A 26,113-nucleotide genomic window follows, 5' to 3' on the forward strand; every position below is an offset into this window, starting at 1 on the left:
CGAGGGCCGCTTAGTCCCTCATCCGGCTGTTCCGCCTACGCCATACGACGTAGGCTTCCACTGCTGCTGCACTGGCACTCACAAGCGCTGCGAGAGCCGTGATCAGTGCGGTAGTGGTGGACACCGGGCATCACCCCCTTCCCTTACTCGAGGGGAGTAAGGCGGCCTCCGATCGCCAGAATCGGGGCCGCCGCCCGGCCCACCGGGTTGAACCGGTGGGCAGACAGCGCGCTCCGCGACTGGGTTTCATCGACCGCTGTCACCAGGGGATGACGCGTACCCATCCTAGAAGTCGGTGCCGACAGATCTCTGCGGCCGCGCCGACACCGGGGATGCGCCGCACAGTTCTGTGGGCCCATCCAAGAGTGGCTACCCGACGGCCCGCCGCGCCGTGTCGTTGAAGAGCTGGCCCTGGCGTTCGAGGAACGCCGCGTCGCGGGTCGCCGGTCCATCGGGGAGCAGTGCTGCCTGCTCGAGGTCGGGACTCTGTGGACGCTCGTCGACGTCGGGGGTGGAGAGGGTCTGGGTGAGGCCGTAGCGGAGCCGGTGGCGGTTCCACGCGGCGACGGAGGCGTCTCGTTCGGCGGGGGAGAGGGCGTGGAAGCGTTGCTTGCGTTCCAGGCTGCGCGCGACGTACTCGTCGGCCGCGATGCTGTGAAGCCACGTCTGGTGGTGGTCGAGCTCGTCGATCCCTGCGCGGGTGCGCCGCTCTGCCAGCTCGGCTTTGCGTTCGGCCTGCTGGGTGATGGACATCTGGTCGAACTCGAGCCGCTTCACCGCGGCACGTTCGGCACGGGCGGCGGGGGAGAGGTTGTCCCACCAGGCCTTCTGGTGCGCGATCTGTGCCTTGATCGCGCGTGCCCGGCCGGCGGTCCAGTTCGACGTGATCCCGGCCCGGTAGGTGGCTCGCTCGGCTTCGATGGTGTCTAGTTGTCGGGCGTACGCCGTCGCTGCGTCCTGCTCGACCTGGAGCGACCGGGGGCGAGTGGCGGCTTCCCACCTGCCCTGCTCGTCGACCCGAACCATTCCGGCCTTGCTGAGCGCGACCAGGGCTGCCTTGGCGGTAGCGCGCTGGGACTTGGACGGCACGTCACTGACGGTTTCCACCAGCCCTGCCCTGACTGCCAGTTCACTCAGGTCCGTGGGCCCGTCGGTGGTCAGGAGGGTGCGCCACAGGTTGTGGCTGGCCCGGGGGAGGGTCAGCCAGAGGCCGCGGGCTGGCGGGGGTGGGTCAAGAACAGGTGGGGGGATTTGCCGTCCCCCTCCGGTCTGGGCGTGGTTGATTTCGAACTCGTACGACGTCGAATCGCGTTCGACTAGTGACAGGCAGTCGGTGTGCAGCGTCCCGATCCGGCCGTTGAGCCTCGCTAGTGCGGCACGGACGGTCTTGCGGTCGCCGAGGCCACAGTCGAGCTGGAGATCACGCTCAGGGCACGGCACACGCAGTTCACGCTTGCGCAGCACCCGATCCAGCAGGTGGTGCCCGACCTGGAGCAGGCTCGCCCGCTGCCGGGCCGGCACCGTCCACATCAACCGGGTCAACTCGTCACGGGCCGCAGCGACCGCGTCGAGGACCTCGGCCGGCGGAGCCTCCACAGAACGTGGCGCCGTGCTGCTGTTGGTGGTGTGGGTCGCCCGGAACTCGTCGGCCGAGCGGACGAGCTCGTTCCACACATACGTGATCCACCACGAGTAGCCCTGGTGCTTGGCCTTCGTCATCACCCGCGGGTGCGACTCGCGGATCAGCCGCCACGCCATCTCCGGATCGCCGATCGCCCACACCAGTTCGCGTGTGCAGGCGGCCTCCACCAGAGAACGGTCGACCTCGACCGCATCCCTGGACTTCGTCGACCCGGCCGCCCACGAGCCCGCGGGGATCACTGCGTCGACCAGGTAGCGCCGCCACTCCGGTCGCAGTTGGCGTTTCCACCGCTGCAGCGCCAGCGGCACTACCAGCCCCGACCCAGCCGCGGCTGAGGCGGCGGTCGGGTGGATGCCCTCGGCCGGCTTCACCTTCACCCGGGGCCGCAACCGTGACGGGACCGGAGCCTGGGGGAGTGTCCGCTTCAAGGCGCGCAGCGCCTGGCGCAGATCGCCCCTGGGTTTGGTGACCACACCGGTCTTGTGGGGCGAGGAGAGGGGCCGGATCGCGTCGCGCAGATCGAGCTCGCCCCGGGGGACCTTCACGTCCACGGCCAGACCGGCCAAGAAGGTGCCGACCTCGGCACAGAACCCGGTTCTCGTCGCGGCGGGCGCGTAGCGGTAGTCAGCGCGCGCGAAGTAGATGTGGGTGCGGCCCGTCGCGCCACCAGAAGGGCGCTCCAGCACCCAGCAGTCACGCCGGGCCAGCCAGTCGACGATCTCAGCCGTAAGGAAGGTGCCGAACTCGGCGGGTACGTCGACGTCGACCACACCGACGCCATCACGCAGATGGCCCACCAGTGCGGCGATACGGCCGCGGCCGAGCAGCTCGAGCCCATCAGCCAGCGTGGTGACCGTCGTGTTCTTCACCGGGTTGTTGCCAGAGTCGATGAAGAACCACTGGGTCGAGTGCGGGTTGAACATCCACTCGTCCAGCGCCAGAAGGACGGGAGAGACACGCCGACCCGCGTCAGGGTGTGCGGCATCGCCATGCGACGCCGGTACAGTTACCGGCAACAAACCGAATACCTCCCTTCTTCAGAGGCATTGCCCGGGAGCTCCCCAGTTGGCGCTGGGTCCCGGTGACGAAGACTTCAGGTCCTGTTGGCGCAGGGCCTTTCGTCATTTCTAGGGCGCTCCACGCCCCCGACGGCTACCGCCGGCGGCACTCACCTCCCTCCGCGTACGACGGGACAGGGAGTTCGTGGGCCGGGTCTCGGCAGACAGCTCGACGACCAGGTCAGCATCGGGCCGCGATTCGATCACAAGCGCAGGGGAGGGCACGGTGCGTGCGCGGCGGGCGTCGACACGCCCGCGCGAGAATGACTCGCCTACCGTGTCGCTCTGCTCTACAGTGGGCAGCACAAAGCCTCCTCTGGTGGTTCTCATAACTTTCGCGATTCCGGGTTGCCGCCCGGTGGAGCATTCGACTTGGTCCCGTTGGCGCGGGGCCGTCGTCGTTTTCAGGGCACTGCCCTGACCCGGTCATCCAGTCATCGACAACTGCTCTCTGGCCTCCGCGGCCTTCGCCCAGGCCTTCAAAGCCTTCTTCTTCACCCGAGGTTCGAACGGGACCTCGAGCCGGTCACAGAGGATCTTGCCGACGAAGTCGTTCAAGAAGATGCCGCGGCGTTCCGCCTCGGCGATCACCAGGTCGGCGGCGGGGCGGGGGACCATGCCGCGGTACTTCACGCGGCCACCAGGTGCTGGTAGCGGGTCAGGGTGATCGGTGACCTCGCCGAGCGGCACGACACAAGCGAGGTTGAAGTGGTCCGTGACCGCCCACCCGATGTAGTCGCCGATGTAGCACCCCAGCCTGGCCGCCTCAGACCGCACCAACTCCGCGGCTTCGGACGGCATGCTGGCGATGATCGTGTGCCGATCGCCCTTCGCCTTTCGTCCCATGCGGGATATCCAACCGTGTTCAGGGCCGCGCGCCCCGCAACCGCCTGACACCGGCGTGTCACAAAATTCGCGAAATTTCCGAAACTGTCTGGCCGAGGTCGCTCCGCGCCTGGGAAAGCGATGGTTGTACCTCATGCCAACTACAGCAACATCAGTCACACCGGATCGGACACCGGAGCCGAGATTCCGTCCCATCCGCGCAGCCTTCTACCGTTCCCCGGGCGTTGGGCCCTGGCCGGTGGCATAGGCCCTCCAGGCGTTGGCGACCTCGTCGACGCGGGCCTGATTGGTCTCCCACATCACCACGCGCCCGATACCTCTGCGGGCTCCGCGAGGGTGGTCCGCTGCCACGAGCTCGAGGTTCTCAAGTACGGCGAGGTGTCGAAGCACCCTGCTGTGGTCGATGCCGATCGCCTCGGCCAGCTCCGTCGCGTTCATCGGCCGCGCAGAGAGGTGCCGCAGGATCTCGGTGCGCGCACTGTTGCCAATCGCGTCGATGATCGCCAGCACCCCCTCGGGCATGTTGGGCGGCTTCGACAGACGTGGCACGGGCTGCATTGTGCCGGACTGAGGAACTCGCCGGATTCTCCTAAGAACTGCCATTAGCGCCGTTCTTGTGTCATGCTCAGGGTAATGCACGACAGGGCCCGATGGTGGGAACCAACGGGCCGGGCTTGACGATTCGACGCACAATGGACGTCCCCGGTTCGGGCTGGGGAAGGAAGGACGCGGTCGTGGGGCAGCGCCAGTTCACGTCACCGGGGAGCAAGACACCCCCGGCGCGACCGGACGTGCATGGCTCCAAGACGCCGAGCTGGCGCGCCGCCGCGACCAGGTCCAGCGGCCTGCCGCCAGCGCGTCCTTCGGCGATGCGCCGGCCCTTTCGTCTGACGCGCCGTAGTGCGCGTCTCGAGGATTCTTCGTCGAAGGTGTCCGATCTGCTGCGTTGCCGGTTGCCTTCACGAGGTAGAGAGCCCCATCAGAGGGAAGGACACACCGTGATCAGTACGCCGCGGTCGGCAACCTGTCGGCCTTGTCGTCAAGACTGGTGCCCCAGGCCCGTGCATCGGGCGACTCGGGCTCAGGAAGGACCCTCATGATGAAGCGCACGCTCATCGCCGCAACCGTGCTCACCCTCGCCGGAACGCTAGTCGGCTGTGGAGGTGACGACGGGTCAAAGGCAGACCCCTCGCCCACCAAGTCCGAATCGCCGTCTGCCACCGCCACGACGCCTGAGCCGACGTGGGACGACAAGTTCAGCCCCACCCAGATGGAGAACTACCGCGCAGCGCGCGACCGCTGGCTTGAGTACTGGGAGGCGTACACCGATGCCGCGCGTACTGGCGCTGACACGCCCGGCCTGTTGCGGATGTTCGAGAAGTACTCGGTGGTCCCGCTGAGCGAACGGTCGCGGTTCCTCGACACCTATACCCGCGGCGGCAACCGGATGGAAGTAGCGCCAGAAGTGCTGTGGACGAGCGCGACCAAGATCACGGCCAAGTTGGTGATCTTCAACTACTGCCTCGATTACACCGACGCTCGGATCACCAACAACGGGCAAGTGAACAAGATCGACAACCCCAGCCGCCGACTGATCGAGGTTCAGATGCAGAAGACGTCCGAAGGATGGAAGAAGTCGGGATACACGAACAGTGGGGTGAAGGCATGCTCAGCCACAGCCCCCTGACGCGGGCCGTGTCCGCGCTCTTCGCCTGCCTTGCCCTGCTCGCCAGCGTGGCCGGTGGCGCCCTCCTGCTCACAACAGTCTCCACTGGGCCCGCGTGGGCAGACCATGAGCCGTCGCACTGCCCTCCCGGCACGGGATGGGACGAGGAACTCGGCGCCTGCGTGGTTATCACGATCCCTGGCGACGAGACGCCGGGACCGGGCGAGGACCCAGATCCCGGCGGCGGAGTGACGGAGTGCCACGACGAGGACGGCACCGTGGTGCCCTGCACCAAGGACGGCATGACCTGGTGGGGTGACCCGCACTACTGCTATGCCGAGCCTCAGGATCCTCAGGGTGACCCGCCGCGGGGCCATGAGAACGAGGAAGGAATGTGGTGGAGCTGCGAGCCCGACTGCGCCGGCTCCAGCTGCACGGGCGAGGTCTGGTGGGTTGTGGGCGGCGCAGCTTCGGTTGACGGGGCTGCGGTCGCTCGTCAGATGGTGGTGACGATCCCGTTCGAGTTGGCTGACGCGAAGATCGCGCCGCCCCCGACCTATCACACGTACATCTCGTACGAGAACTGGTTGTGGATCGAATCGGCTCAGTGGCGGACGGTCTCGCAGACCAAGTCTCTGCAGGGAGCGACGGTGACGCTGACGGCGACTCCGTCTTACGTCGAGTGGGACATGGGCAACGGTGACACGAAGTCGTGTGTGGGCCCGGGGCGTGCGTGGGTGAAGGGCATGTCGGAGAACGCTCCGACGAACTGCTCCTACGCCTACGACTCGATGGAAGACCCCGAGGGCGACACATGGACTGTGTCCGCTCAGATCAGCTACACGCTGGCGTGGACGTGCTCGGGCAACTGCGGCGGCGCGACCGGCGGCGACCTTGGCTCGCAGCTCGCAGCGGCGGGTGACTCAACCACGATCACGGTGCTCCAGCGCCAAACGGTCAACAAGAACGGTGGATGACAAGTGACCTCTCTTGACTCTCGGACCGCGCGCCGCGCCGCCGGCCAGCGGACATCGCTGCCCAGCGGCCTGCCCGGTGCCGCTTCACTGTCGAAGGCGGTGTCGAAGACGCCGCGGAAGTACGGGCAGATGCTGATCGCATTCGTGGTCGTGCTCGCGGCAGTGATCGCGGGCGGCTGGCTGTACATGAACAAGGGTGGCGTGGAGGAGGTGCTGGTCGTCGACCAGCCGATCCCGGCCGGGCATCCGATCACCGAGGACGACGTCCGCACCTCGAGCGACCCGCTTCTGGTCGCGCGGAGTGTGTCGGGCATCGAGGGGGCGATCCTGGTCTCCGACGTCGATGAGGTGTACGGCAAGCGCACGACCGTCGCGTTGCTGCCGGGCCAGGTGCTGACCGAGGACTCCCTGACGGACGACTTGCTGCCACAGGAGGGTAAGCGGCTGATCGCGGTCAACCTTCCTTCCGGCCGGGTTCCTGACACGCTGGCGCCAGGTTCGGTGGTCGACGCGATCGCCGTGCCGCAGGAGGGCCAGTCGGGTGACCCGAAGGCGCTCGACGAGCCGCCGATCATCTCCGCGGGCGCAACGGTGTACTCGACGAACGAGTCGCAGGACGGCACCGTGGTGGTGACGCTCCTGATCTCCGAAACGGATGCGAGGACGGTCGCAGCGTACGGAGCCGTGGGTCAGCTGACGCTGCTCCAGGCCCCGATCACCGCCGGCGACCCCGAGGACTCCGCGCCGCAGGACGACACGGCCACCGGGGGTCAGGACTGATGTTGATCGCTGTGTGCTGCGACCGGGGCGCTCCGGGGTCGACGACGACGTCGTTGGCGCTGGGTGTCTCGACCCCGGAGCCGACGATCGTGGTCGAGCCCGACCCTTACGGCGGTGACCTCGCGCTTCGGTGTGCCGCACCGGGTGGTCATGGCGAGGCGTTCCCGCCGACGCCGACGGTGCTGACCTTGGCGACCGAGGCGCGCACGGCGATGAGTCCGGGCCTGGTGGCCAGCAAGGCGCATGACTTCACCGGGTCGACTCGGATCGTGCCTGGCCACTTCTCGGCCGAGCAGGCCGCGGGGGTGAAGAACTGGACGCCGCTGGCGGAGGCGCTGCGAATGTCGGCGTCGCGCGTGGTCGCGGACCTTGGCCGGATCCATTCGAGTTCGCCGACGATCCCGATTGCCGCGGCCGCGGATGTACTCGTGGTGGTGACCCGCCCGGAGTACGGCGCGGTGTTGCATCTCAAAGACAGGCTGGAGCGCCTGGCGCCGGTGCTGGCAGGCATCCGCAACGCGCCGCCGATCATCGTGCCGGTGGTCGTCACCGCCAAGCGGCAGGCGAACGCCGTCGTCGCAGAGGTGGGACGGATGATCGAGCCGAGCACCATCGCCCGCGCGGTCGCTGGGATCGGGTGGATCGCGCTGGACCCGGCTGGGGTCGAGGTGATGTACGCCGGTCAGGTGTCGGGCAAGAACGCACGTACACCGCTGATGAAGTCCGCCGGCGTACTCAACGACCAGATCAACCAGGCTGCTGGTGTCGGCCCGTACGCGCCGCCGGCGGCCGGCCCGGTCGACACGTACGCCGTCCAGATGGGGGAGGCATGATGGAGACCAACGGCACTAACGGGAACGGCACGCATCCGAACGGGTTGCACCTGAGGCGGTTCTCGCCGGTCGACCAGGTGCTGGTCAAGCGCCTCCAGGCGCGTGTGGGCGCGCGCCGGTCAAAGGCGTTGGAGGAGTTCCGCCGCAACGGACAGACACCTCCGAAGGGCGAGGACGCCCGGCAGCACACCGAGTCGCTGCTGGCCACGGTGCTCACCCAGTACGAGTCCGAGCTCGTCGAGGACGGCGGCACGCCGCTGGAGGATGAGGCCCGGAACCGACTGGAGGCCGCGCTCAAGTCGCAGCTGTTCGGCGCAGGGAGCCTTGACCAGCTGCTCGAGGACCCTGAGGTCGAGGACATCACGATCAACGGTTACGAGAACGTACTCGTGACCTACGCCAACGGCACCAAGGCGCAGTTGCCGCCGATCGCCAACTCCGACAAGGAGTTGGAGGAGATCGTGAAGACCATCTCCGCCTACGACGGCCTCAACACGCGCGCGTTCGATATCTTGAACTACTCGGTGACGCTCCGGCTGCCCGACGGGTCGCGGCTGCATGCTGTGCAAGGCGTCACGGACACCGGGCTGTCGATCTCGATCCGCAAGCACCGGTTCACCAAGGTGACCCTCCTGCCGGAGCCGGGCCGGGCTGAGAGGGAGGCGCATCTGCCCGAGCGGGAGAAGACGCGGGATCTGCTGAGCCAAGGCACTGTGGATCGCGAACTTGCGGCGTTCCTGTCGGCGTTGGTGCGTGCGCGCAAGAACATCATGATCGCGGGCGCGGTAAGCGCAGGTAAGACGACGCTGCTGCGGGCGCTGGCCTCGGAGATCGACCCGATGGAGCGACTGATCACAGTCGAACGGTCAATCGAACTGGGACTGCACAAGGACCGAGAGCGTCATCCGGATGTGGTGGCGATGGAAGAGCGGCTGGCGAACGTTGACGGCGCCGGCGCGGTCAGCCTCGCGGACCTGGTCCGCGACTCGACGCGCATGAAGCCGGACCGGGTGATCGTCGGAGAGGTCTTGGGCGATGAGGTCATCACCATGCTCAACGCCATGATGCAAGGCAATGACGGCAGCCTGAGCACGATCCACGCCAACTCCTCGCGCGACGTCATCTCCAAGATCCAGACCTACGCCTTGCAGGCACAAGAGCGGCTACCGTTCGACGCCACCAATGGCCTGATCCACGGTGCCCTGGACTTCATCGTGTTCATGCGCCGCATCCGCACCGCCGACGGCGGGCAGCGGCGCATCATCGAGTCCATCCGTGAGGTCGTCGAACGCGACGACGCGGGTGTGAAGACGACCGAGCTGTGGGTGTTCAACAAGGCGACCGGACGCACAGAGTTCACCAGGAAGGCGATCGCCCGCGAGGCCGACCTCGTCGATGTCGGCTGGGACCCGAACGGCCCGGCTGATCTGGACCGCTTCACCGAGCCGACACGCAGCGACGGCGATGAGGGGTGGCAGATCTGATGACCCTCTTCGTTGCGTGCGTGCTTGCGGCCTGCCTGGGCGTCGTGGGGATCATCCGCACAGCCCAAGGCAAGGGTCTGCTCCCCGCCCGGGTGGCAGAGACTCGCCGCAAGGTCGCCGATCACGAAGGAATGGCCAGACAGGTCACGATTGCGTTGATCGTCGGTGCCGCGGTCTGGGCTTTGACGCGCTGGCCTGTCGCGGGCGGCCTAGCGGTTGCGGTGGTCCTGCTGTGGCCGAAGCTGGCTCGCTCGGGTGCGATCGAAAAGCGCAGCGTGGCAAGGATCGAGGCGCTTGCTAACTGGACCGAGTCGCTGCGTGATGCGGCCGCCTCCGAGTCCGGGTTGGCGCAAGCCCTGCCCGCCACGTTGGACGGAGCGCCTGCGCTGCTGCGCCGCCCTTTGACCAACATGGTCGATGCCATCGCCCTGCGGACGCCGCTGCCGATCGCTCTGGCCGACTTCGCCGACGAGGTCGACGACCGCGGGGCGGACAAGGTGGTGATCGCTCTGTCGCTGACCGCGCAACAGCAGACAGGGGACCTCAAGCGCGTCCTGACCACGCTGGCGTTGAACACCCGCGCCGAGCTGGAGATGCGGCGCAAGGTGCTGACCGAACGCAACGGCGTACGGCGACAGGCCAACCAGGTTGCCATCGGACTGCTCGCCTTGGCCGGTCTGCAGGCCGTCTTCCTGCGCGGCTGGGTAGAGCCATACAGCTCCTGGTACGGCCAGATCGTGCTCGCTGTCCTGGCTGTCGTCTACGTGGCACTACTTGTCCGGCTCCAGCGCCTGGCCGCACCGGAACCGCACCCAAGGTTCCTGTCAGGGGCACAAGCGCTCACAGAGGCAGCGAATCGGGAGGTGGCCCAATGATCCCGATGCTGATCGCCTCCGCAGTCGCCGGCCTGGGACTAGTCCGGCTGCACCGTTTGGCGTTCCCCGCGGCGCCGCCTCTGGTCGACCAGGCCGCACGGTGGGAACGGGCACGCGCCCGGGCCGGGCGCCGCGCGCTGCTGGATGTGGCACCGGAGGACCAGACCTGGTCGAAGCGGGCCGCGGAATGGTTCGCCGAGAATCTGCGAACCCGTCGGCCCGACGACATGCGGACCTATGAGCGCGACCTGGCGATCACCGGCCAGCCGATGGAGGAGTGGCTCTCCAGGCTGCTGGTCTGGTTCCTCGTGGGCCTGCTCGGCCCGATCGCCCTGATCCTGGTCGCCAACGCGATCGGTCTGGGGATCCCGATGCTGGTCGCTCCGCCGTTGGGGATTCTGGGCGCCGTCATCGCGTTGATCGGAGAGGTCAAGGAGTTGCGAGAGAAGGCCGCTCAGCGCCGCGAAGAGCTGTGCGATGCACTCTCGGACTTCCTCGACCTTGTCGTGATGGCCATGGAAGGCGGCCGGAGCCACGCCGACGCACTCCCTGACATCGCCGAGATCGGCGGCGGGTGGGCCTTCCACACCTTCTACGACGCCATCGACAACGCCCGTCCTAACGGCATGACGCCATGGCAGGCACTCGGGGACGTCGGGGACCGGTACGGCGTGGTCGAGCTGCTCGACCTGCGGGCCGCGCTCAACCTGGCTCAGGACCAGGGCACCAGCATCCGCAACACCCTGATCGAACGCGCCAAGTCGATGCGCGATGCGCGGCTCAACGAAGCCCAGGAGCGCGCCAACAAGTCCACCGACGCGATGCGCAACAACCTGATGGTCATGGCGCTCGTCGCGGCCGCGTACGTGATCCTCGCCCGCGTCCTGTTCCTGTTCACCGCCTAACCCGATGCACGAACCAGAAGCCTTGAAGAGAGGAACCCATCCGATGAACGAGTTCAACCACCTGAAGATGACGATCGACTACTGGCGTGCCCGGTGGGAGGTCGCCCACCGTGACGAGCGCGGATCGGCACCGGAGTACCTGGTGCTGCTCCTCGGCATCCTGGCGATCGCCGCACTCGCGATCGTCGCCGTGCGCACCTTCGTCACCAACAAGGGCAACGAGCTCAACGGCCAGTAGAGCCCGCACCCGCGCTTCGCACGCGACCAAATCGAGAAGGACAGCCCAGTAGTGATGCTTTCGGACCGCCTCCAGGCTCTACGACGTCGGCTACGCCGGCGCCGTGACGAGCGCGGCATGGGCGCGCCCGAGTTCGTCATCGTCATGCCGGTCGTGATGCTGATCTTCTTGATCCTGGTGCAGTGGTCGGTCCAGCTGTACAACGACCGCATCGTGCACGCCGCCGCACGAGAAGCCGCCGTCGACGCAGCCGCGTGGGACGGCACCGAGACCGCTGGACAGCAGACCGCCGAGGAGTACCTCGCCGACTCCGGCAGCGACCTGTCCAACACCAGCGTCCGGATCAACATGGGTGCAACAGAGGTCACCGTCACCGTTTCCGGGGACGTCATGACCCTCGTGCCTGGCATGACCAAACGGGTGTCTGCCACAGCCACCGTGCCGCGCGAGCGGTTCGCCGAATAGAACGGAACACGCGATGGAAATCTATCTTCACCGCCCCGACGACACCCCGATGCCGGTACTGGAGATCGCCCGACCCGCCTACGATCACCGGATCACCGGGGAGAGCGGCAAGTGGGTGACCTGGGCCGGATCGGTACCCCGGGAGATCTGGACTGTCGATGAGATGCATGTCGATATCGCGGATCTGCTTGGGCTCGCCAAACTCCATCAGGACACGGTGGTGGTCGAGGGGCACGGACGATTCTCGAGCTTCGTCTTCCCCGCCGGGGATGTCTCGCTCATCCTCGAGGTCCGCAGCGACCCGGCCGCCACGAGTGCCGAGCGTGACCGCAGCCGGTGCCGGTCGATGGATGAGCGCGAGCGTGCATCGCGGAACCTGGTCTGATGCTGACGCACGGTCAGCGGGTAGGTCGTACGCGGGTATGCCTGTGGACGCGGCTGCATGCTGCCCGTGGTGAGCGTGGATACACCTCGGTTGAACTGCTGGCGATGACGACTGTTCTGGTCGGCATGATCACGGTAGTGGTGGGTGGCGGCAGAATCGTGGACTCCAACAGCCAAGTCGACGACGCGGCGTACGCGGCCGCGCGAGCAGCTTCCCTCGAGACGAACTTCGACGCCGCCCAGGTCGCCGGCCGTGAGGCCGCGGAGGACTCGCTCGCGGACCGGGGCAAGGCTTGCACCCAACTCGACGTGTCGTTCGCCGGCACCGACTTTCGCGCCTCTGGCCAGGTCACGGTCCGAGTGACCTGCCACGCGAACCTAAGCGATGTCGTCGGGTTCGGCCTACCTGGCGCCAAGAACTTCAGCGCCACGGCAGTGGTGCCCATCGAGCAATACCGGAGACTGCCTTGATCGCCCGGCTGATCCGGCGACTGCGCTCCCGCCGCGACGAGCGCGGCGTGATCTCAACCTGGACGATCCTCACCGCATCCGGCGTGTTCCTGGTGCTGCTCGGCCTGGTCTATGACGGCGGCAACGCGATGAATGAGCGGATCGAGGCGCACCGGGCCGCCGAGCAGGCCGCACGCGCAGCAGCCGACGAGATGCGCGGTATCCGTGATGGGACCGAGGGGATCAACGAGGCAACGGCCACGGCACGGGCCAACGAGATTCTCCAACAGGCAGGGTGGAGCGGGACGGTGCGAATCGAGGGACTCGACGTCACCGTGAGAGTCACAGGGAGGTCCGACAACGCGTTCCTGAGTGCCATCGGCTTCCCCAGCTTTCCGATCGACGAGACCGGCACAGCGACCTCGATCACGGGTCCGAACTAGGACTGGCTCGATGGAAAGCGGGAACCCACTGTCCGATTCGCGGCCTGGGCGGTTGCCTTTCTTGAACATGAAGCCCCTGCTGCCGCGAAACGCCCCGACGACGAGCTGCGGATGCAGCCGATACGACAAGATCAATAGCGTCCTGCCGGACCGCAACTAGGTCCCCTCCGGGAGAAGAAGGAAGCACCATGCTCGGATTTTTCAAGTGGCTCGGAGCGCTCGCGCTGCTGCTGGTCCTCCTCGTCGGGTTCCCTGCCCTGCTGATCACGGCGGTGGGCAACCCGTGGCCCGACGGTGGGGCGAGCGAGTTGGCGCTGATGAGCAACTCCGCCCTGATGGGGATCTTGGCGTCCGTGGGCTGGTTCGTGTGGGCACAGTTGCTGCTGTGCACGCTGTGGGAGATCCCGCCCGCGTTGCGCCGCGAGACCGACGGGGCCTCCCGGATGCCGATCGCGTTCGGTGGCCAGCAGCGGTTCATGCGGATGCTGGTGCACACCGTGCTCGCGATCGGCGTCACGTCGACGACACTCCTCGGTTCGCATGCCGCCAACGCCCAGGCCGCTGCGGCTCCGCCGCTGCAGCCGGTGACACACGTGGCCGATCAGCCCGCCCCCGGTGCCGAAGCGCCGGCGGTGGAGGCGCCGGTCAAGGCGAACCCGAACACCGACCGGGCCAAGGCCGAGCTCCCGCGGATCGTGACCGACAAGGGCGACACCATGTGGGGCCTGGCTGAGACGCATCTGGGCGATGGGTTCCGCTGGCAGGAGATCGCGAGCTTGAACAAGGGCCGGGTGATGGCTGATGGGCGTGTCTTCAACAACCCGCGCAACATCGAGGTGGGCTGGGAGCTCCTGCTGCCCGCCGATGCGACCAACCTGCCCGGGAAGTCCCCGGAGACCGAACACACCGTCGCGCCCACCGAAACGCTGAGCTGGATCGCGCTCAAGACCACCGGGGACGCTGACAACTGGCCCGCGTTGTACGAGGCCAACAAGGACGTAATCGGCAGCGACCCGAACCTGATCCTCCCCGGCACGCCGCTCGTGCTGCCTCGTGCTGGCGGCGCAGCCGACGGGGCCACTGAGGATGCTCCGCGGGAGCGTCCGGCGCAGCGTGATGACGCAGCCGAGGCACCCGACGGGGGAGAGCAGCCGACCGTGCCCGGCGCCACGGACAGTCCAGCCGATGAGGAGTCGGGCGGCAGCCGGGACGATTCCGCGGAGCCCGAGGCGCCCGCCACCCCGGTCGATCCTGAGCAGGAGGCGGGCGTAGAGGAACCGCCTGCGACGTCGACGCAGGAGCCCACCCAGACTGTGGCCGCGGACGCCGCGGAGGCGGACGAGGACGACGGGATCAGTGCCCTGGATGCGCTGCTGGCCAGCGCGGTGTGCCTGTCGGCGGGCGCGCTCGGGCTGCTGCTGCACAACCGGCGCCGCCAGTGGCGGTGGCGTAAGACCGGTCGGATGATCGCCTCCACTCCCGACGAGCTCGTCGAGGTGGAGGCCTCGATCATCGAGTACGGCACCGAGGCTCAGAAGGACGCGGAGTTCCTGGACCGTGCGCTGCGGTACGTCTCGGCTTCATGCAAGGTGGCCGGCGCCCCGCTGCCTGTGCTGGAGGGGGCGGTCCTGGGCGATGAGGACCTGACCCTGCTGTTCGCCCAGCCTGCTGAGGCCGAGGTGCCGGAAGGCTGGACTGCGACCGATAACGCCCTCGCATGGATGTTGCCGCGCTGGACGATCCTCGAGGAAGAGCTGGAGAACCAGCCGCCCCCGTACCCGGCCTTGGTCAGCGTCGGCCTCGATGAAGGTGGCCACACCTGGTACCTCGACCTGGAGACCGTGGGCATGTGCGGGATCGGCGGTGAGCCGCAGCAGGTGGCCGACCTTGCCCGGTTCATGGTCGCCGAACTCGCGGTCAACGAGTGGGCCGAGGGATGCGAGGTGCTCCTGGCCGACGACTTCGCCGCCGAGACGGTCCGTCTTAACCCGGCCCGACTCCGCCAGGTGCCCCGTGACGACGCTCTCGCGCGGGCTGCGGCGTTGACCGGTGAAATGGGTGAGGTCGAGCAGAACCTGGATGCAGACGTGTTGACCCGCCGCCGCGACGGACTGCTCCTGGACACCGCCAGCCCGGTCGTGGTTGTGGTGTCCTCCCGCCCCACCGACGAGTTCGTCTCCGACATCGAGGCTCGAGACCGGTCCAGGGTCGTGGTGCTGCACGGCGACGAGGAGTCCCCGTCGGTCGAGTTGTCCGGTGACGGGATGGCGTACCTGCCGAAGTGGAGGATCAGCGTCAAGGCCTTCACGCTGCAGGCCGAGGACGCGGCGCCGATGGCCGACCTGATCAAGTCTTCGCGCAACCTGAACGACGAACCGATCCCGGACATGGCGAGCGATGATGGGCCGTTGGGCAAGTACGCCCGTGCGGACGGATCGCTGAGGGACGAGTACACGGCACCGCGCCGCACCGATGGCAACGATCCTTCCTCACAGCTGCCGGAGGCCGACGCGGTCTACCTGGCTACTGCGGCCACGACAGTCGAGGACCTTGCGGCGATCGCCCCGAGCATCCCTGAGGAGGTTCGCAAGGAGATCGCCGACCTCGACCCGACCCTCGACCAGGACCTCGCGGACTGGTACGACGAGACCTCTCCCCGGCCGAAGGTTCACCTGCTGGGTGCGGTCGAGGTGACCACGCTGGCCGGTGGCGACCGGGCGGCGATTCACACTCTGGCCGGAACCGTCTCCTTCATCGCCTACCTCGCCTGGCTGGACAAGGGTGTCACCGGTGAGCGGGCCGCCTCCGATTGTGGTTGGGCAACGGTCAAGACGGTCCAGAACCGGGCCAAGGACGCTCGCTTCCTCCTGGGCAAGCGGCCCGACGGTACGAACTGGCTGCCCGACGCCGGGCTGAGCGCGGGTGCGGTTCGGGGCACCACCCCGACCTACGAGCTGGTGAAGGGACTCGGCGGCGTGCTCACCAGCGCCGACCTGTTCATCCGGCTCAGGAACCGGGCGGTACGCCGCGGCGATGCCGGCGGCTTCGAGGAGGACCTGGTGAAGGCGCTCGCGCTGGTCACCGGGGCGCCGTTCGAGGGTGCCACCGAGCGGTTGTTCAAGTGGCTTCTGAAGACCGGCCGTCCCGACGACATCCTGGCCGGAGCGATCCACGACGCTGCCCACACCTTGGCGACGCGCGCCGTCACCGACGGCCGCACCGACCTGGTGCGACTGGCGTGCGAGGCGGCCCGACGGGCCAACCCCAACGCTGACATTTCGTGGCTGGACCAGGCGGCCGCGACCGAGGCCGAGTCGGGGCGGGCCGCGGCTGGCGAGCTTGTTCGTGAGCAGGTCCTCGACCGGTTCGACGAGGACCTGCCGGACCGCTCGGAGAGCATCGTCGAACAGCGCGAGTGGGGTGCCGCCGGGTAGCCCAAGGCACGCACTGGGCAGCAGTTCGGCCCCGTCTCACCGGAAGGTGAGGCGGGGCCGAACCCCGTTTTTCGGGGTGCCCACAACCCGGTGGACGAACTTTTCTCAGACTTTTTTCGCGAACCAGTGGTGAGGGTCAAAACCCTGTCTGACCTGCGGGTTTGCGCTGGGGTGAGCGGCTGGGGTGAGCGCTGCCGACGACCACGGGGACGTCGGGGAGCGGCGGGGTGAGCGGCGGGGTGAGGGGTCGGATCTGCAGTAGGCGCGTCCTGATCGCCTCAACCCAAAGGACCCGCCAATGTCTCGGACTCCGAAGCCTGTCGAGAAGTACCGGCCTTTCAACAACCCCGTCGCCCCTATCCCGGCCGTCACTGCGACACAGTGGGAGGGGAGGCGGAACAAGGCGCAGACCGCCTTGTCCACCTCGGTCATCGCCGGTCTGGAGCGGTCCGGGAAGTGGGCGAAGTGGCAGGCGGCCGACGTGCGGCTGGCGCCCTTCGACAGTCTCGATGCGGTCCGCGCAGCGTGGCGGCGCCGTGACGAGCGCTGCTACGGGGTCGTGGCCGGACTGACCGCTCTCGGGTCGCGACGCGGCGGCGATGACGACGACGCAGCCCTCGCGGTGGTCGTGCTGCTCGCCGAAGGGGTGAGCCGGCTGGCGTACCGCGACTTGATGTTCGTGTGCGAGCTCGAGGACGTGAACGCGACCGTGTGGGAGGAGGTCAAGGGAGCGGAGCCCCAGTTGGGCAGCCACGCGGCCCGCTACCTGCTGCAGCGGGCCCGGCAGCGGCTGACGCGGCCGGCGGGCGGCATGGTCTCCAGGATCGACACAACCTCGTTGGAGGCCTGGACGGCCGTGACCACCGACGGCCTCTTCGTCGGGGCCTACAGCGATGGCGCCGGTCGAGCAGACTACGACCGGGATCTGATCATGGCGGTGCCTGAGGTCGAGGACCCGGTCGAGGACTTGGCCGACCTTCTCACCTGGGCCACCGGCACGGGCGTGATCAGCGCGGATGACGTTGCGCTGCTCGTCGAGCTGCTGGCCGCGGAGAACGACGGTCTGGGCCGCGAGGAGGCTCAACGTGTCGTCGGTGAGCGGCACGGCGTGACCATGCGGACGGTCCGTCGTCGCACGACCCAGGCCACCGAGCGCCTGAACCAGGCCGCCCCGGAGTACCTGGCCGCAATCGCCTGAGAAGGCTCCACGGAAACTTTCTTGCCGCTCCCTGTCCGATCTGGGCAGGGAGCGGTTGCTGTTCTTCAACATGAGCCGGAAATCGCAGACCAACGTCCCCACCGCCGAGCCGACCCCTGAGGTCGTCGCGCAGCTGTTGGACGTGGTGGCCGACCACAGCGTCGAGGTCGCACTGTCCGACATCGAGCAGATGGTTGCGCGACTGCGAGCCGGAGCGGAGGAAGCCGCGGAGGCCCGCAAGGTGCTCAGCAACACTCCCGCCACGGTTCTGCGCGAGGCGCTGCGGCTGCGGGCCGCCCGGGTCGAGGCGGTCTGATGAGCACCCGCACCACGGCCCGGTACTCCATCCGCGAACTCCAGGCCGCTGCCCAGGCGCTCGCCGCCGGACAGTTCGCCACGAGCGCCGCGGCCACCTCAGGCACCACGCACACGATGGTTCTCGACGAGACCCCTGACCCGGCAACCGAGCCCATCGTGACGCTGCGGGGCAACGCAACGACCACGCCTGGACTGGCTCCGCTGGTGCGAGTCCGTGCCGGTCACGCTGGCGCCGGCGCCTCGACGGTCGCGCTCGCACTCGCCGACGTCGCCGACGTCGCGGGCGTCCGGACCCGGGTGCTCGACGCGGCCGCGCCTGCCTGGTCAGGTCTGCTGGGCGCCACGGTCACCGAGTTGGGTGCCGCCGAGGGCTGGCGCCGCGGCCGCCGCGGCGACGGCGTGCTGATCGACCGAGTCGAGGACTCCGTTCGAGTTCCTGCCGAGGTGCCGGCGCCGCGCGCCACCGAGGGCGTGGACCTCACGGTGCTCGACGCCGGATGGTCCATGCGGGAACTCACCGCGACCACGGGATGGGTCGCTGCCACGGCTGCGCACGCCGAGGTCCTGGTGACCCGTCCGAACGCGCTGGCGTTGAGCCAGACCGAATCGGCCCTGACCCACCTCGAGGACCAGGTGGTGGCCGACCAGGTCGTGGTCGTCGTCGTGGGTGCGAGCCGCTGGAGCGACCGCGAGTTCGCGACCGCCGGCCGCCTGCTGCGCCGGGCCCACGAGCAGGAGGCCGTGCTGTTCGCGCCGCTCCTTCCCGCCAAGACCCTGCCGGGTCTTGGTCCCGACCCGCTGCCCAAGCAGCTCACGAACCCCTCCCAGCGCCTGCTGGAGCGGATCACCACCATCACCGGACCGCTGACGGCGAACCGGACCTAACAGGAAGCAAGGAGATTCAAATGTTCATCGAAACCATCTCCGAGGTCGCCACCCAGATGACGGCGCTCGTGAGTCACACCAACATCCAGGCGGCCCCCGACGTATGCGCCACGGCACCCAGCGCGGAAGCCGAGGGGTTCGCCAAGGACGTTGTCGGCTGGGTGAAGTGGGGCGTGATCTGGCTGATCATCGGTGCCGGGTTCGCCTCGGCCGGCCTGATGGTCGGCGGCAAGATCTCCCAGTCGGGTCGTGCCGCCCAGATCGGCTCGAGTGGGATGTTCTGGACGGTGATCGGAGCGATTGCGTTCGCGGTCATCTACGGGATCCTCAACGGCATCGTCGGGTCCGGCTGCTGACATGTTCACCCGATCCAGGCGCCTGGCCCACTTCTTCTCCCCGAAACAGCTGGCGGACCCTGACACTGAGTGGAGTCGACTGCGGCTGCAGATCCTGTTGGGGGTCGCGGTTGTCGTCGCCCTCGCCTTGGTGGTGGGCGGCGCCTGGTCGGTGGTCAACATGCTGACCGGCTCCACTGCGTCTGCTGGGTCCGGGTCCGAAGCCGGGCAGTCTGCCCAAGACGAGCTCGCTGAAAAGGAACTGCCGGAGGCTCCGGTCGAGGCCGCCCAGCCGGGCAGCCTGTCCTCTGGCGAGACCGGCACGATCGAGATCCCGCCGCCGACCGAGGTGGGGGAGGTCGGGGTCGCAACCGGATACCCGCAAACCCCGGAAGGTGCGCTGGCGCAGTTGGCCGCGATCGACACGACCGCACTGACCTCGGCCTCGGTCCGAGTGGCCCAGGACGTCATCAAGGAGTGGGCCGCGCCCGGTGGCCCGACCTCGGAGACCTGGTCCGGCGTACAGGCCGTGGCCGCGTTCTTGGAGTCCGCGGGGATGCCGGCGGAGGCGAGCAGTTCGATCACGATCGCGGTCGAACCGAAGATGGGGTTCATCAAGGGCACGGTCGGTGACGACTTCGTCGTCCCGTGCATCGACTTCATCATTACCGCCACGACCACGACGGGGCAGCCGCAGCAGGTCGCCGCCGCCGACTGTCAGCGCATGGTGTGGCAGGACGGCCGGTGGGTGATCGGCGAGGGCGATGAACCGGCCCAGGCGCCGTCGCTGTGGCCCGGCTCCCAGGCGTCCTTCGACGCCGGATACCAGTGGCTGGAGGTGTCCCAATCATGAGTGCTCAGCTCGTGCCCATGATCGACCTCAACCCGCTGCACTGGCTGGGCAACCAGGCCAAGGAGACGCTGGCCGACGGGTTCACCGCGATGATGATGTCGATCTGGTCGGGCGCCATGTGGTTGCTCAAGGCCGCCTTCGACCTCATCGACAACTTCACCCCGAACATCGCCGACCCGGACCTGAACAAGCTGTACGGGGTCACGCTGTGGATCGCGGGCGCGATCGCGCTGGTGATGGCTTTCAGCCAGATCGGGCTCGCCGTCCTCCGCCAGGACGGCCGCGGGTTCGGCACCCTGGTCGCCGGGCTTGTGCAGTACGGCGCCGTCCTCGCGTGCTGGATCACTGTGTGCGCGGGGCTCATCAGCGGCGCATCGGGGCTGACCAAGGGAATCTTGGACGCCCTGCTCGGGGTCGACAGCTTCTCCGGCTACGCGGCCGGCGACGGGTTCGTCGACCAGGTATCGGGGACGACACAGGCAGCCGTGCTGGGCATCTGTGGGCTGTTCGTCGTGATCCCTGCCGCGTTCGGACACATGGTCATCATGATGGTCCGCTCGGCCGCGCTGCTGATCCTGGTCGCCACCATGCCCATCGCGGCCGCGGGCGCGTTGTCAGAAGGCACCAAGTCGTGGATGTGGAAGTCGATCCGATGGTTCCTGGCATGCGTGCTGATGGAGCCCCTCCTGGCACTCGTGGTCGGCATGGGCACCCAGTTCGCGTGGGCCGGCATGCCCGACAACGAGGTGGAGACCGGACCCGCGGCCATCTTCAGGTCGACGTCGGAGAACATCGGCATGTCCGTGGTGGGGTCGATCATCATGCTGGTCGCCTGCTTCATGCCGATGGTGCTGTTCCGGCTTCTCGCGTTCGTCGACCCGGGCACCGCCTCTGGTGCCTCGTTCCGGTCCACGATGGACGCCAACGGTGGCGTGTCGGGCTTGTTGCGCGGCAAGCGCGCCGGCGGGGGAGAGGCAGCCGGTTCCGGTGCCGCGGCCTCGGCAGCTCCGGACGGCCGCAGCTCGTCAGAGAGTGGCGCTGAGGCCGAGCACGCCCACCGCTGGAGTCCCGCGGCGCTCGCGAAGAGCGCCGGGCACGGCCTCGGCTATGCGGCCAAGCACCCCGTCAAGGCGGCCGGGAAGACCTATGGCACCGGCATGCATGCTGCCGGGAAGGTCGCCCAGACGGGTGCCTCGATGAGCGTCGACGTCCTCGGACAGGGCGGGATCGGCAACCAGGGCTACTTCCCGACCGACCACGACCCGAAGAAGAACAAGAAGGCCCACCAGCGGCACCCGATGGATACCAACCACGACGGTGTCGCCAACGACGTCCCCCAGCAGGCCGTTGACGTGGTCGAGGAGGACCCCGAGATCTTGCTCGCCTAGCCCGCTGGATCACCTATCGCCACCGACGACCAGTGGCACCTCACCTTGGAACACAGAGCGGAGAGTTGGACATGAGTGTTTACGGAGCATCAGCGACAAGAGACCGTCAGGCGTGGCTGTTCGGTCTCACCGGGCCCCAGTTCTTCCTGGTGCTGGCCGCCGGGTTCCCGACCTGGATGGCGATCGCGGGGCAGCAATGGCTGGCACTGCCGATCGTGCTGCCGGTGTGGCTCGTCGTTGGTCTGCTGGTCTGCATTCCGATCCGCGGCCACTCCGCAATCCAGTGGATCGGCGTCCTGTTCCGGCACGTAGCCGGGCTCGCGTTCGGCTGGTCACGCTGGCAGTCCAAGGCCGCCGCCGGTGACCTGGACTTGGGCAACGGAGACGACAACGAGGACAACGGGGCGGCCGGGGAGGCGGACCTGCCGGGCATCTTGGCGGGCATCCAGATCCACGACGGCCCACCGATGAGCGGGCAGACCGCGCGGCCAGCGATCATCCAGAACCACACGACCCGCACCTGGGCGGCCACCGCACGCATCATCCATCCCGGGATCGGGATGAGCGATGAGGCGGATCGGTTCCGCATGGGTTCCGGGCTGACCGAGATGATGGAGGCTGCGACCGCAGGTAGCCAGATCGACCTGGTCGTGGTCCAGGTCCGCACCATCCCCGACGACGGCACCGAACGCGCAGAGTGGGTGCGCCACAACGCCCGCCCTGACGAGCCCACCGTGTCGGCCCAGGTGAACGCCCAACTCGAGGCCATGACCGCCGGAGCGGCCGTACGTCACGAAGCGTTCGTCACGGTGGTGGTGCGCGAGGACGTGATCAGCAAGGACGCCAAGCGCGCCGGTCGCGGTGTGATCGGCCGAGCCCGGATCCTGTACTCGGTGCTCGCCGAGACAGAAGCCCGGCTGACCGGCTCGATCGGCTGCACCCGGGTCAACTGGCTCGACACCGCCGAACTCGCGGTCGCGATCCGTACCGGATTCGAGCCGGGCGACCTGCCCGCGCTCGCCGACGCCGACATTCACCACCGCGAAGACCCCTCGATCGCAGCGGGAGTCCCGGTCGCCGCCGCCGGCCCGACCAACGCCTCGACCGCGATGCGGTCCTACCGCCATGGCGAGTGGGAGTCGGTGTCCTCGACGATCCTGCTGCCACGCAAGGGCGCCCGGATGGGTGCGCTGGCCCGGGTCCTGGTGCCCTCCCAGCCCGGTGAGCGTCGTGCGCTCACCGTCTTCTACCGGCCGGTGTCCCAGCAAGCCGCAGAGCGGTCCACCGGCCGCGCGCAGATGTCGGCGATGATGGCCGGGACGCTTCGGGAGAAGGCGGGCAAGGTCGAGCGGGCCAAGGACCGCCAGTCGGTCGGCAATCTGGCAGAGCGCGACGAGAAGCTCGAGCGGGGCCGGTCGCTGGTCAAGGTGGCCTCCGCAGTCTCGATCACGGTCCCGGCCGGGTGGAACATCCAGGACTTCGGACGACGACTCGACGCCTCGATCCGCATCAGCGGCTTCACGCCGCTGCCGCTCGACGGGGCACACGACGCGGCCTTCGCCGTGTCCACGATCCCCTTGGGGGCAGGCCTGCCGAAGAAGCGACGCTAACCCCGAGTACGCGTCGCAACCGGCACTGCCTGAACAGCCCGGTCCCCAGATGTCCGATCTGAGGACCGGGCTGTTGCTTCTCCTAGGCATGACGGAGACCTGTCGGCAGCGCCAGCGCCGCACCCAACAGGCAACCCGTCGCCCGTCCTGAACAAGTGCGATCGCCAACCCAACCGGGGCGGCGACGAAGGAAAGCGACAAGCACGATGAACAAGAACCCTGCGAAGTACCGCCGTCCCCACCAGGCGTCGCGCCTCATCACTGTCGCGCTCCTGTGCGCGTCGGTAGTCATGGTGGGCAACCCGTCGCCCGCCGCCGCGGCCGTCCCCGTCGAGGAGATGGGATGCCGGATGGTCGTGTTCGACAACCTGTGGGAGCACCCCTACAGCCGCGACGGGATGGTCAGCAAGTACCGCGGCTGCAAGGTCCAGAAGGGCTGGTCGAAGAAGACCTACCGCGCAATGAAGGACCGCCAGAGGCGGCTCAACAAGCGACTCGAGGCCTCCGAGTGCACCGTCGGCGACCACCACCTGTCCGGTGTCGCCCGGACGCACTACAAGGGCATCCGAGTCGTCGTCTTCAAGTACCGCTTCGACTACCTGGCGCCCTGCTGACGAACGGAGGACGTGATGAGCACCAACAGCCCCGCCGCGGCCCCCGAATCGCACAGCCCGTCCCCCTCGAAGATCGACCGCTGGATGCCTCCCGGAGTAGGCGCGGCCATGTTGGCCAGCGGGTACGTCGTTGCCTGGAGGTTCTTCCCGAAGGGCGCCCAAGGAGCCGCCATGCCTGTCAACATCATCGCTGTATCGATGGTGTACGTCGGGCTGCTCGTCATGGCCATGATGGGTCCGGTCGCCGCGGTGGCCATCGTGAAGAGACTCCCCGTCCGCTCGTGGAGTGCCGGTCCCAAGGCGCTGACCGTCATCATGGCCATCGGTGTCGCGGTGGCGAGCGTGGCCGCGGTCCTGCACGTGTCGGGTCAGCTGCTCGAGGCGCTCTGGAGCCGCTGGCCCCAGTGAGAGAGCGAGGTTCAAGAGCCCGGCCGCCAGATGTCCGATCTGGCGGCCGGGCTGTTGCTTCTCTCCAACATGAAGACACTCGCGACGCGTTCGGACCCGTGCAACCCATCGACCTGTGCGAAGCCGCCGTTGGTGGGCCGACTGCACGAGATGGCGGTCACCCGTCCCTCACCGCCGCCGGACAGGCTGGGTCTGCGGCCGCAGTGGGTGATCTTCGGTCGCCCCGGTCGTGGGAAGGGTGCCCTGGTCAAGCGGCACGTCATGGCCGAGGCGATTCGCAGTTGGCCCACGGTCGCGGTCGACCCGTCGAGGGAATGCGTGGTGTTCGACGAGCTCGCCGGCTGCGAGCCCCTCCGCTTGTCCGGGTCCGTGCGGGCGCTTGACCCGTTCACGATCACAGCCGGATCTGGCGCTGTGTGGTCACCGCCAACTGACGGCACCGCGGGGGAGTGGTGAGCGTGGTGTCGACGAAGACGCGGTCACGTGGCGGTGCGAAGAAATCACGGCCGGCCTCGCGCACGATCGATGACCTGCTGGCCGACTTCGGGACCACGATGCCGCGCAAGGCGGCACCGGCGCCGGCGCCTCCTGCCGAGAAGCTGTTCCCTCACACGTTCAAGAGCAGCGGCGTACGACGGATGGGGCACGGGTGGTCGCCCACCCTGCCCCCGCTGGCGGGCTATCAGATGACCTCGGAGGAGACCCCGGTCCTGTGGCCGTTGATCTCCGGGGACGGGCTGCCGCCGTGGGGAGCGGAGATGGGCTACGACGTCCTGTCCGGTGGCAAGTTCTATTGCGACCCGATGGGGTGGGTGCTCGACGACTCGATCCCGGTCACCAACCCCAACATCTTCATCTTCGGCAAACCCGGCCGCGGCAAGTCGGCCACGGTCAAGGCGTTCATGATCCGGATGATCAAGTTCGGCTACCGCTCGCTGGTACTGGGGGATGTCAAGGACGAGTACGAGGACCTGGCCAGGTTCCTCGGCGTGACGCCGTTCCGCATCGGCCCCGGTCTGCCGGGGCGGATCAACCCACTCGACCTCGGCCCGCTCGGCCTGGACTGGGACAAACAGAGCGCTGAGGAGCAGGAGAAGCGCGCCACGGTGATCTTCAACCGCTGGCTGATGCTGATCCGCGGCCTCGTCGCCTCCCAGGGGGTGGTGTTCAGCCCGACCGAGGAACGGGTCATCAACAAGGTGCTGCGGCATCTGACCGGCTGGTCGGCCGGAGCGTCCCGTCTCAAGCCGATCACCATCCCGCACGTGTGGGCGGCGCTCGATTCGCCCACCAAGGACCTCGTGGCCGACTGCCGGTACGAGAGCGAGCAGGCGTTCTACGACGGCACCCGCCCGCTGCGCGACGCCCTAGGCGCCCTGTGCGAGGGCTCCTTGCAGGGCATGTTCGACACCGAGTCGACCTTCGAGCCGGACTGGCGCAAGCCGATCCAGACCCTGTCGCTGCGCTCGCTGCACGAGACCGGCAACAAGGTCGCCGTCGGCATCGCGCTGATGTGCCTCAACTCCTGGGGGCAGGGCATGCGGGAAGCCGCCGCGGCCGGGGACCGGCGCATCGTCTTGCGTGACGAGGCGTGGTTGCAGACCCGCCTGTCCCTCGAGGCGGTCGAAGCGCTGGACGCCAACCTGCGGCTGTCCCGCACCGAAGGCGACATCCAGCTGGTGACCTATCACAAGCCGTCCGACCCGCTCTCGGCCGGCGACCAGGGCAGCCAGGCCGCCCAGATCGCCAAAGACCTGCTCAACCTCTCCGACGTCCGCATCCTCATGGGTCAAGACGAGTCAGTCGCCGACGAGCTCGGCCGCCTCATGGGGCTGTCCGAGATGCAGCAGGGCGTGATCACCAACTGGGCAATGCAGGAGAAGGGCCGCGCCCTGTGGATGGTCGGCGACCAGCGATACAAAATCCAAACTTTGCTGACCCCTCTCGAAAGGCGACTCACCTACACCAACGAAGCGATCGCGACAGCCCAGTGACTGTTCGCTCGATTCCTGAACGTCTCGCCC

27 protein-coding genes are annotated in these 26,113 nt (G+C 67.9%); 24 read left to right on the forward strand and 3 right to left on the reverse strand.

Features of this window, described 5'->3' with window-relative positions:
* Positions 1-369: 369 nt before the first annotated feature.
* The 3 genes from ACYQ1K_RS23705 to ACYQ1K_RS23715 all read right to left on the reverse strand — a co-directional run bounded on the left by ACYQ1K_RS23705 (position 370) and on the right by ACYQ1K_RS23715 (position 4,104).
* The gene (locus ACYQ1K_RS23705; protein WP_459985848.1) at positions 370-2,565 is read right to left on the reverse strand and encodes a hypothetical protein; all 2,196 of its coding nucleotides are present in this window, start codon (positions 2,563-2,565) and stop codon (positions 370-372) included.
* Between the two features lie 561 nt (positions 2,566-3,126).
* On the reverse strand, positions 3,127-3,546 hold the full coding sequence (locus ACYQ1K_RS23710; RefSeq protein WP_459985850.1) for a hypothetical protein: 420 nt from the start codon (positions 3,544-3,546) through the stop codon (positions 3,127-3,129).
* A gap of 207 nt (positions 3,547-3,753) precedes the next feature.
* Entirely contained in the window at positions 3,754-4,104 is a 351-nt protein-coding gene (locus ACYQ1K_RS23715) for an ArsR/SmtB family transcription factor (protein WP_459985852.1), read from the reverse strand.
* Between the two features lie 541 nt (positions 4,105-4,645).
* Between ACYQ1K_RS23715 and ACYQ1K_RS23720 the strand changes: the two genes are divergently transcribed.
* The 24 genes from ACYQ1K_RS23720 (at position 4,646) to ACYQ1K_RS23835 (ending at position 26,083) form a co-directional block, all read left to right on the forward strand.
* Positions 4,646-5,233, forward strand: coding sequence for a hypothetical protein (locus ACYQ1K_RS23720; RefSeq protein ID WP_459985855.1), 588 nt, complete (start codon positions 4,646-4,648; stop codon positions 5,231-5,233).
* Positions 5,212-6,189 (forward strand): hypothetical protein, encoded by a 978-nt coding sequence (locus ACYQ1K_RS23725; protein WP_459985857.1) that lies wholly within the window; start codon positions 5,212-5,214, stop codon positions 6,187-6,189. Before ACYQ1K_RS23720 ends, ACYQ1K_RS23725 begins: the two co-directional genes overlap by 22 nt.
* A 3-nt stretch (positions 6,190-6,192) precedes the next feature.
* Positions 6,193-6,969 carry an SAF domain-containing protein gene (locus ACYQ1K_RS23730; RefSeq protein ID WP_459985858.1) on the forward strand — a complete coding sequence of 259 codons (777 nt, stop codon included), beginning with the start codon at positions 6,193-6,195 and terminating at the stop codon, positions 6,967-6,969.
* The gene (locus ACYQ1K_RS23735) at positions 6,969-7,802 is read left to right on the forward strand and encodes a hypothetical protein (RefSeq protein WP_459985860.1); all 834 of its coding nucleotides are present in this window, start codon (positions 6,969-6,971) and stop codon (positions 7,800-7,802) included. Before ACYQ1K_RS23730 ends, ACYQ1K_RS23735 begins: the two co-directional genes overlap by 1 nt.
* A gap of 389 nt (positions 7,803-8,191) precedes the next feature.
* A complete protein-coding gene (locus ACYQ1K_RS23740; RefSeq protein WP_459985861.1) occupies positions 8,192-9,286 on the forward strand; it encodes a TadA family conjugal transfer-associated ATPase in 1,095 nt (364 codons plus the stop codon).
* Entirely contained in the window at positions 9,286-10,161 is an 876-nt protein-coding gene (locus ACYQ1K_RS23745) for a type II secretion system F family protein (protein ID WP_459985862.1), read from the forward strand. The genes ACYQ1K_RS23740 and ACYQ1K_RS23745 overlap by 1 nt, the downstream gene beginning before the upstream one ends.
* Positions 10,158-11,066, forward strand: coding sequence for a hypothetical protein (locus ACYQ1K_RS23750; RefSeq protein WP_459985864.1), 909 nt, complete (start codon positions 10,158-10,160; stop codon positions 11,064-11,066). Before ACYQ1K_RS23745 ends, ACYQ1K_RS23750 begins: the two co-directional genes overlap by 4 nt.
* A gap of 43 nt (positions 11,067-11,109) precedes the next feature.
* Positions 11,110-11,304, forward strand: a complete 195-nt coding sequence (locus ACYQ1K_RS23755) for a hypothetical protein (protein ID WP_459985866.1) — start codon at positions 11,110-11,112, stop codon at positions 11,302-11,304.
* Between the two features lie 117 nt (positions 11,305-11,421).
* Positions 11,422-11,769 (forward strand): TadE/TadG family type IV pilus assembly protein, encoded by a 348-nt coding sequence (locus ACYQ1K_RS23760; protein ID WP_459985868.1) that lies wholly within the window; start codon positions 11,422-11,424, stop codon positions 11,767-11,769.
* Positions 11,770-11,782: 13 nt separating this feature from the next.
* Positions 11,783-12,154 (forward strand): hypothetical protein, encoded by a 372-nt coding sequence (locus tag ACYQ1K_RS23765; protein WP_459985870.1) that lies wholly within the window; start codon positions 11,783-11,785, stop codon positions 12,152-12,154.
* Entirely contained in the window at positions 12,154-12,624 is a 471-nt protein-coding gene (locus ACYQ1K_RS23770; RefSeq protein WP_459985871.1) for a TadE/TadG family type IV pilus assembly protein, read from the forward strand. The genes ACYQ1K_RS23765 and ACYQ1K_RS23770 overlap by 1 nt, the downstream gene beginning before the upstream one ends.
* Before the next feature lie 47 nt (positions 12,625-12,671).
* Positions 12,672-13,046: a pilus assembly protein TadG-related protein gene (locus ACYQ1K_RS23775; protein ID WP_459985873.1), complete on the forward strand. Its 375-nt coding sequence runs from the start codon at positions 12,672-12,674 to the stop codon at positions 13,044-13,046.
* A 188-nt stretch (positions 13,047-13,234) separates the two neighbouring features.
* On the forward strand, positions 13,235-16,480 hold the full coding sequence (locus ACYQ1K_RS23780; RefSeq protein WP_459985874.1) for a LysM peptidoglycan-binding domain-containing protein: 3,246 nt from the start codon (positions 13,235-13,237) through the stop codon (positions 16,478-16,480).
* Positions 16,481-16,778: 298 nt separating this feature from the next.
* On the forward strand, positions 16,779-17,678 hold the full coding sequence (locus ACYQ1K_RS23785) for a hypothetical protein (protein WP_459985875.1): 900 nt from the start codon (positions 16,779-16,781) through the stop codon (positions 17,676-17,678).
* Positions 17,679-17,748: 70 nt separating this feature from the next.
* On the forward strand, positions 17,749-17,994 hold the full coding sequence (locus tag ACYQ1K_RS23790) for a hypothetical protein (protein WP_459985876.1): 246 nt from the start codon (positions 17,749-17,751) through the stop codon (positions 17,992-17,994).
* Complete coding sequence (locus ACYQ1K_RS23795) at positions 17,994-18,881, forward strand: hypothetical protein (protein ID WP_459985877.1); 888 nt, start codon at positions 17,994-17,996, stop codon at positions 18,879-18,881. Before ACYQ1K_RS23790 ends, ACYQ1K_RS23795 begins: the two co-directional genes overlap by 1 nt.
* A gap of 20 nt (positions 18,882-18,901) precedes the next feature.
* Positions 18,902-19,237, forward strand: a complete 336-nt coding sequence (locus ACYQ1K_RS23800) for a hypothetical protein (RefSeq protein ID WP_459985878.1) — start codon at positions 18,902-18,904, stop codon at positions 19,235-19,237.
* A 1-nt stretch (position 19,238) separates the two neighbouring features.
* Complete coding sequence (locus tag ACYQ1K_RS23805) at positions 19,239-20,069, forward strand: hypothetical protein (protein ID WP_459985879.1); 831 nt, start codon at positions 19,239-19,241, stop codon at positions 20,067-20,069.
* The gene (locus ACYQ1K_RS23810) at positions 20,066-21,457 is read left to right on the forward strand and encodes a TrbL/VirB6 family protein (RefSeq protein WP_459985880.1); all 1,392 of its coding nucleotides are present in this window, start codon (positions 20,066-20,068) and stop codon (positions 21,455-21,457) included. The genes ACYQ1K_RS23805 and ACYQ1K_RS23810 overlap by 4 nt, the downstream gene beginning before the upstream one ends.
* Positions 21,458-21,528: 71 nt before the next feature.
* Positions 21,529-23,067, forward strand: coding sequence for an SCO6880 family protein (locus ACYQ1K_RS23815; protein ID WP_459985882.1), 1,539 nt, complete (start codon positions 21,529-21,531; stop codon positions 23,065-23,067).
* Between the two features lie 206 nt (positions 23,068-23,273).
* Positions 23,274-23,681 carry a hypothetical protein gene (locus ACYQ1K_RS23820; RefSeq protein WP_459985883.1) on the forward strand — a complete coding sequence of 136 codons (408 nt, stop codon included), beginning with the start codon at positions 23,274-23,276 and terminating at the stop codon, positions 23,679-23,681.
* A gap of 15 nt (positions 23,682-23,696) precedes the next feature.
* The gene (locus ACYQ1K_RS23825; protein ID WP_459985884.1) at positions 23,697-24,089 is read left to right on the forward strand and encodes a hypothetical protein; all 393 of its coding nucleotides are present in this window, start codon (positions 23,697-23,699) and stop codon (positions 24,087-24,089) included.
* Positions 24,090-24,119: 30 nt separating this feature from the next.
* The gene (locus ACYQ1K_RS23830) at positions 24,120-24,545 is read left to right on the forward strand and encodes a hypothetical protein (RefSeq protein WP_459985885.1); all 426 of its coding nucleotides are present in this window, start codon (positions 24,120-24,122) and stop codon (positions 24,543-24,545) included.
* Between the two features lie 5 nt (positions 24,546-24,550).
* A complete protein-coding gene (locus tag ACYQ1K_RS23835) occupies positions 24,551-26,083 on the forward strand; it encodes an ATP-binding protein (protein ID WP_459985886.1) in 1,533 nt (510 codons plus the stop codon).
* Positions 26,084-26,113 lie beyond the last annotated feature (30 nt).

The sequence above is a fragment of the Nocardioides sp. AN3 genome, assembly GCF_054653495.1.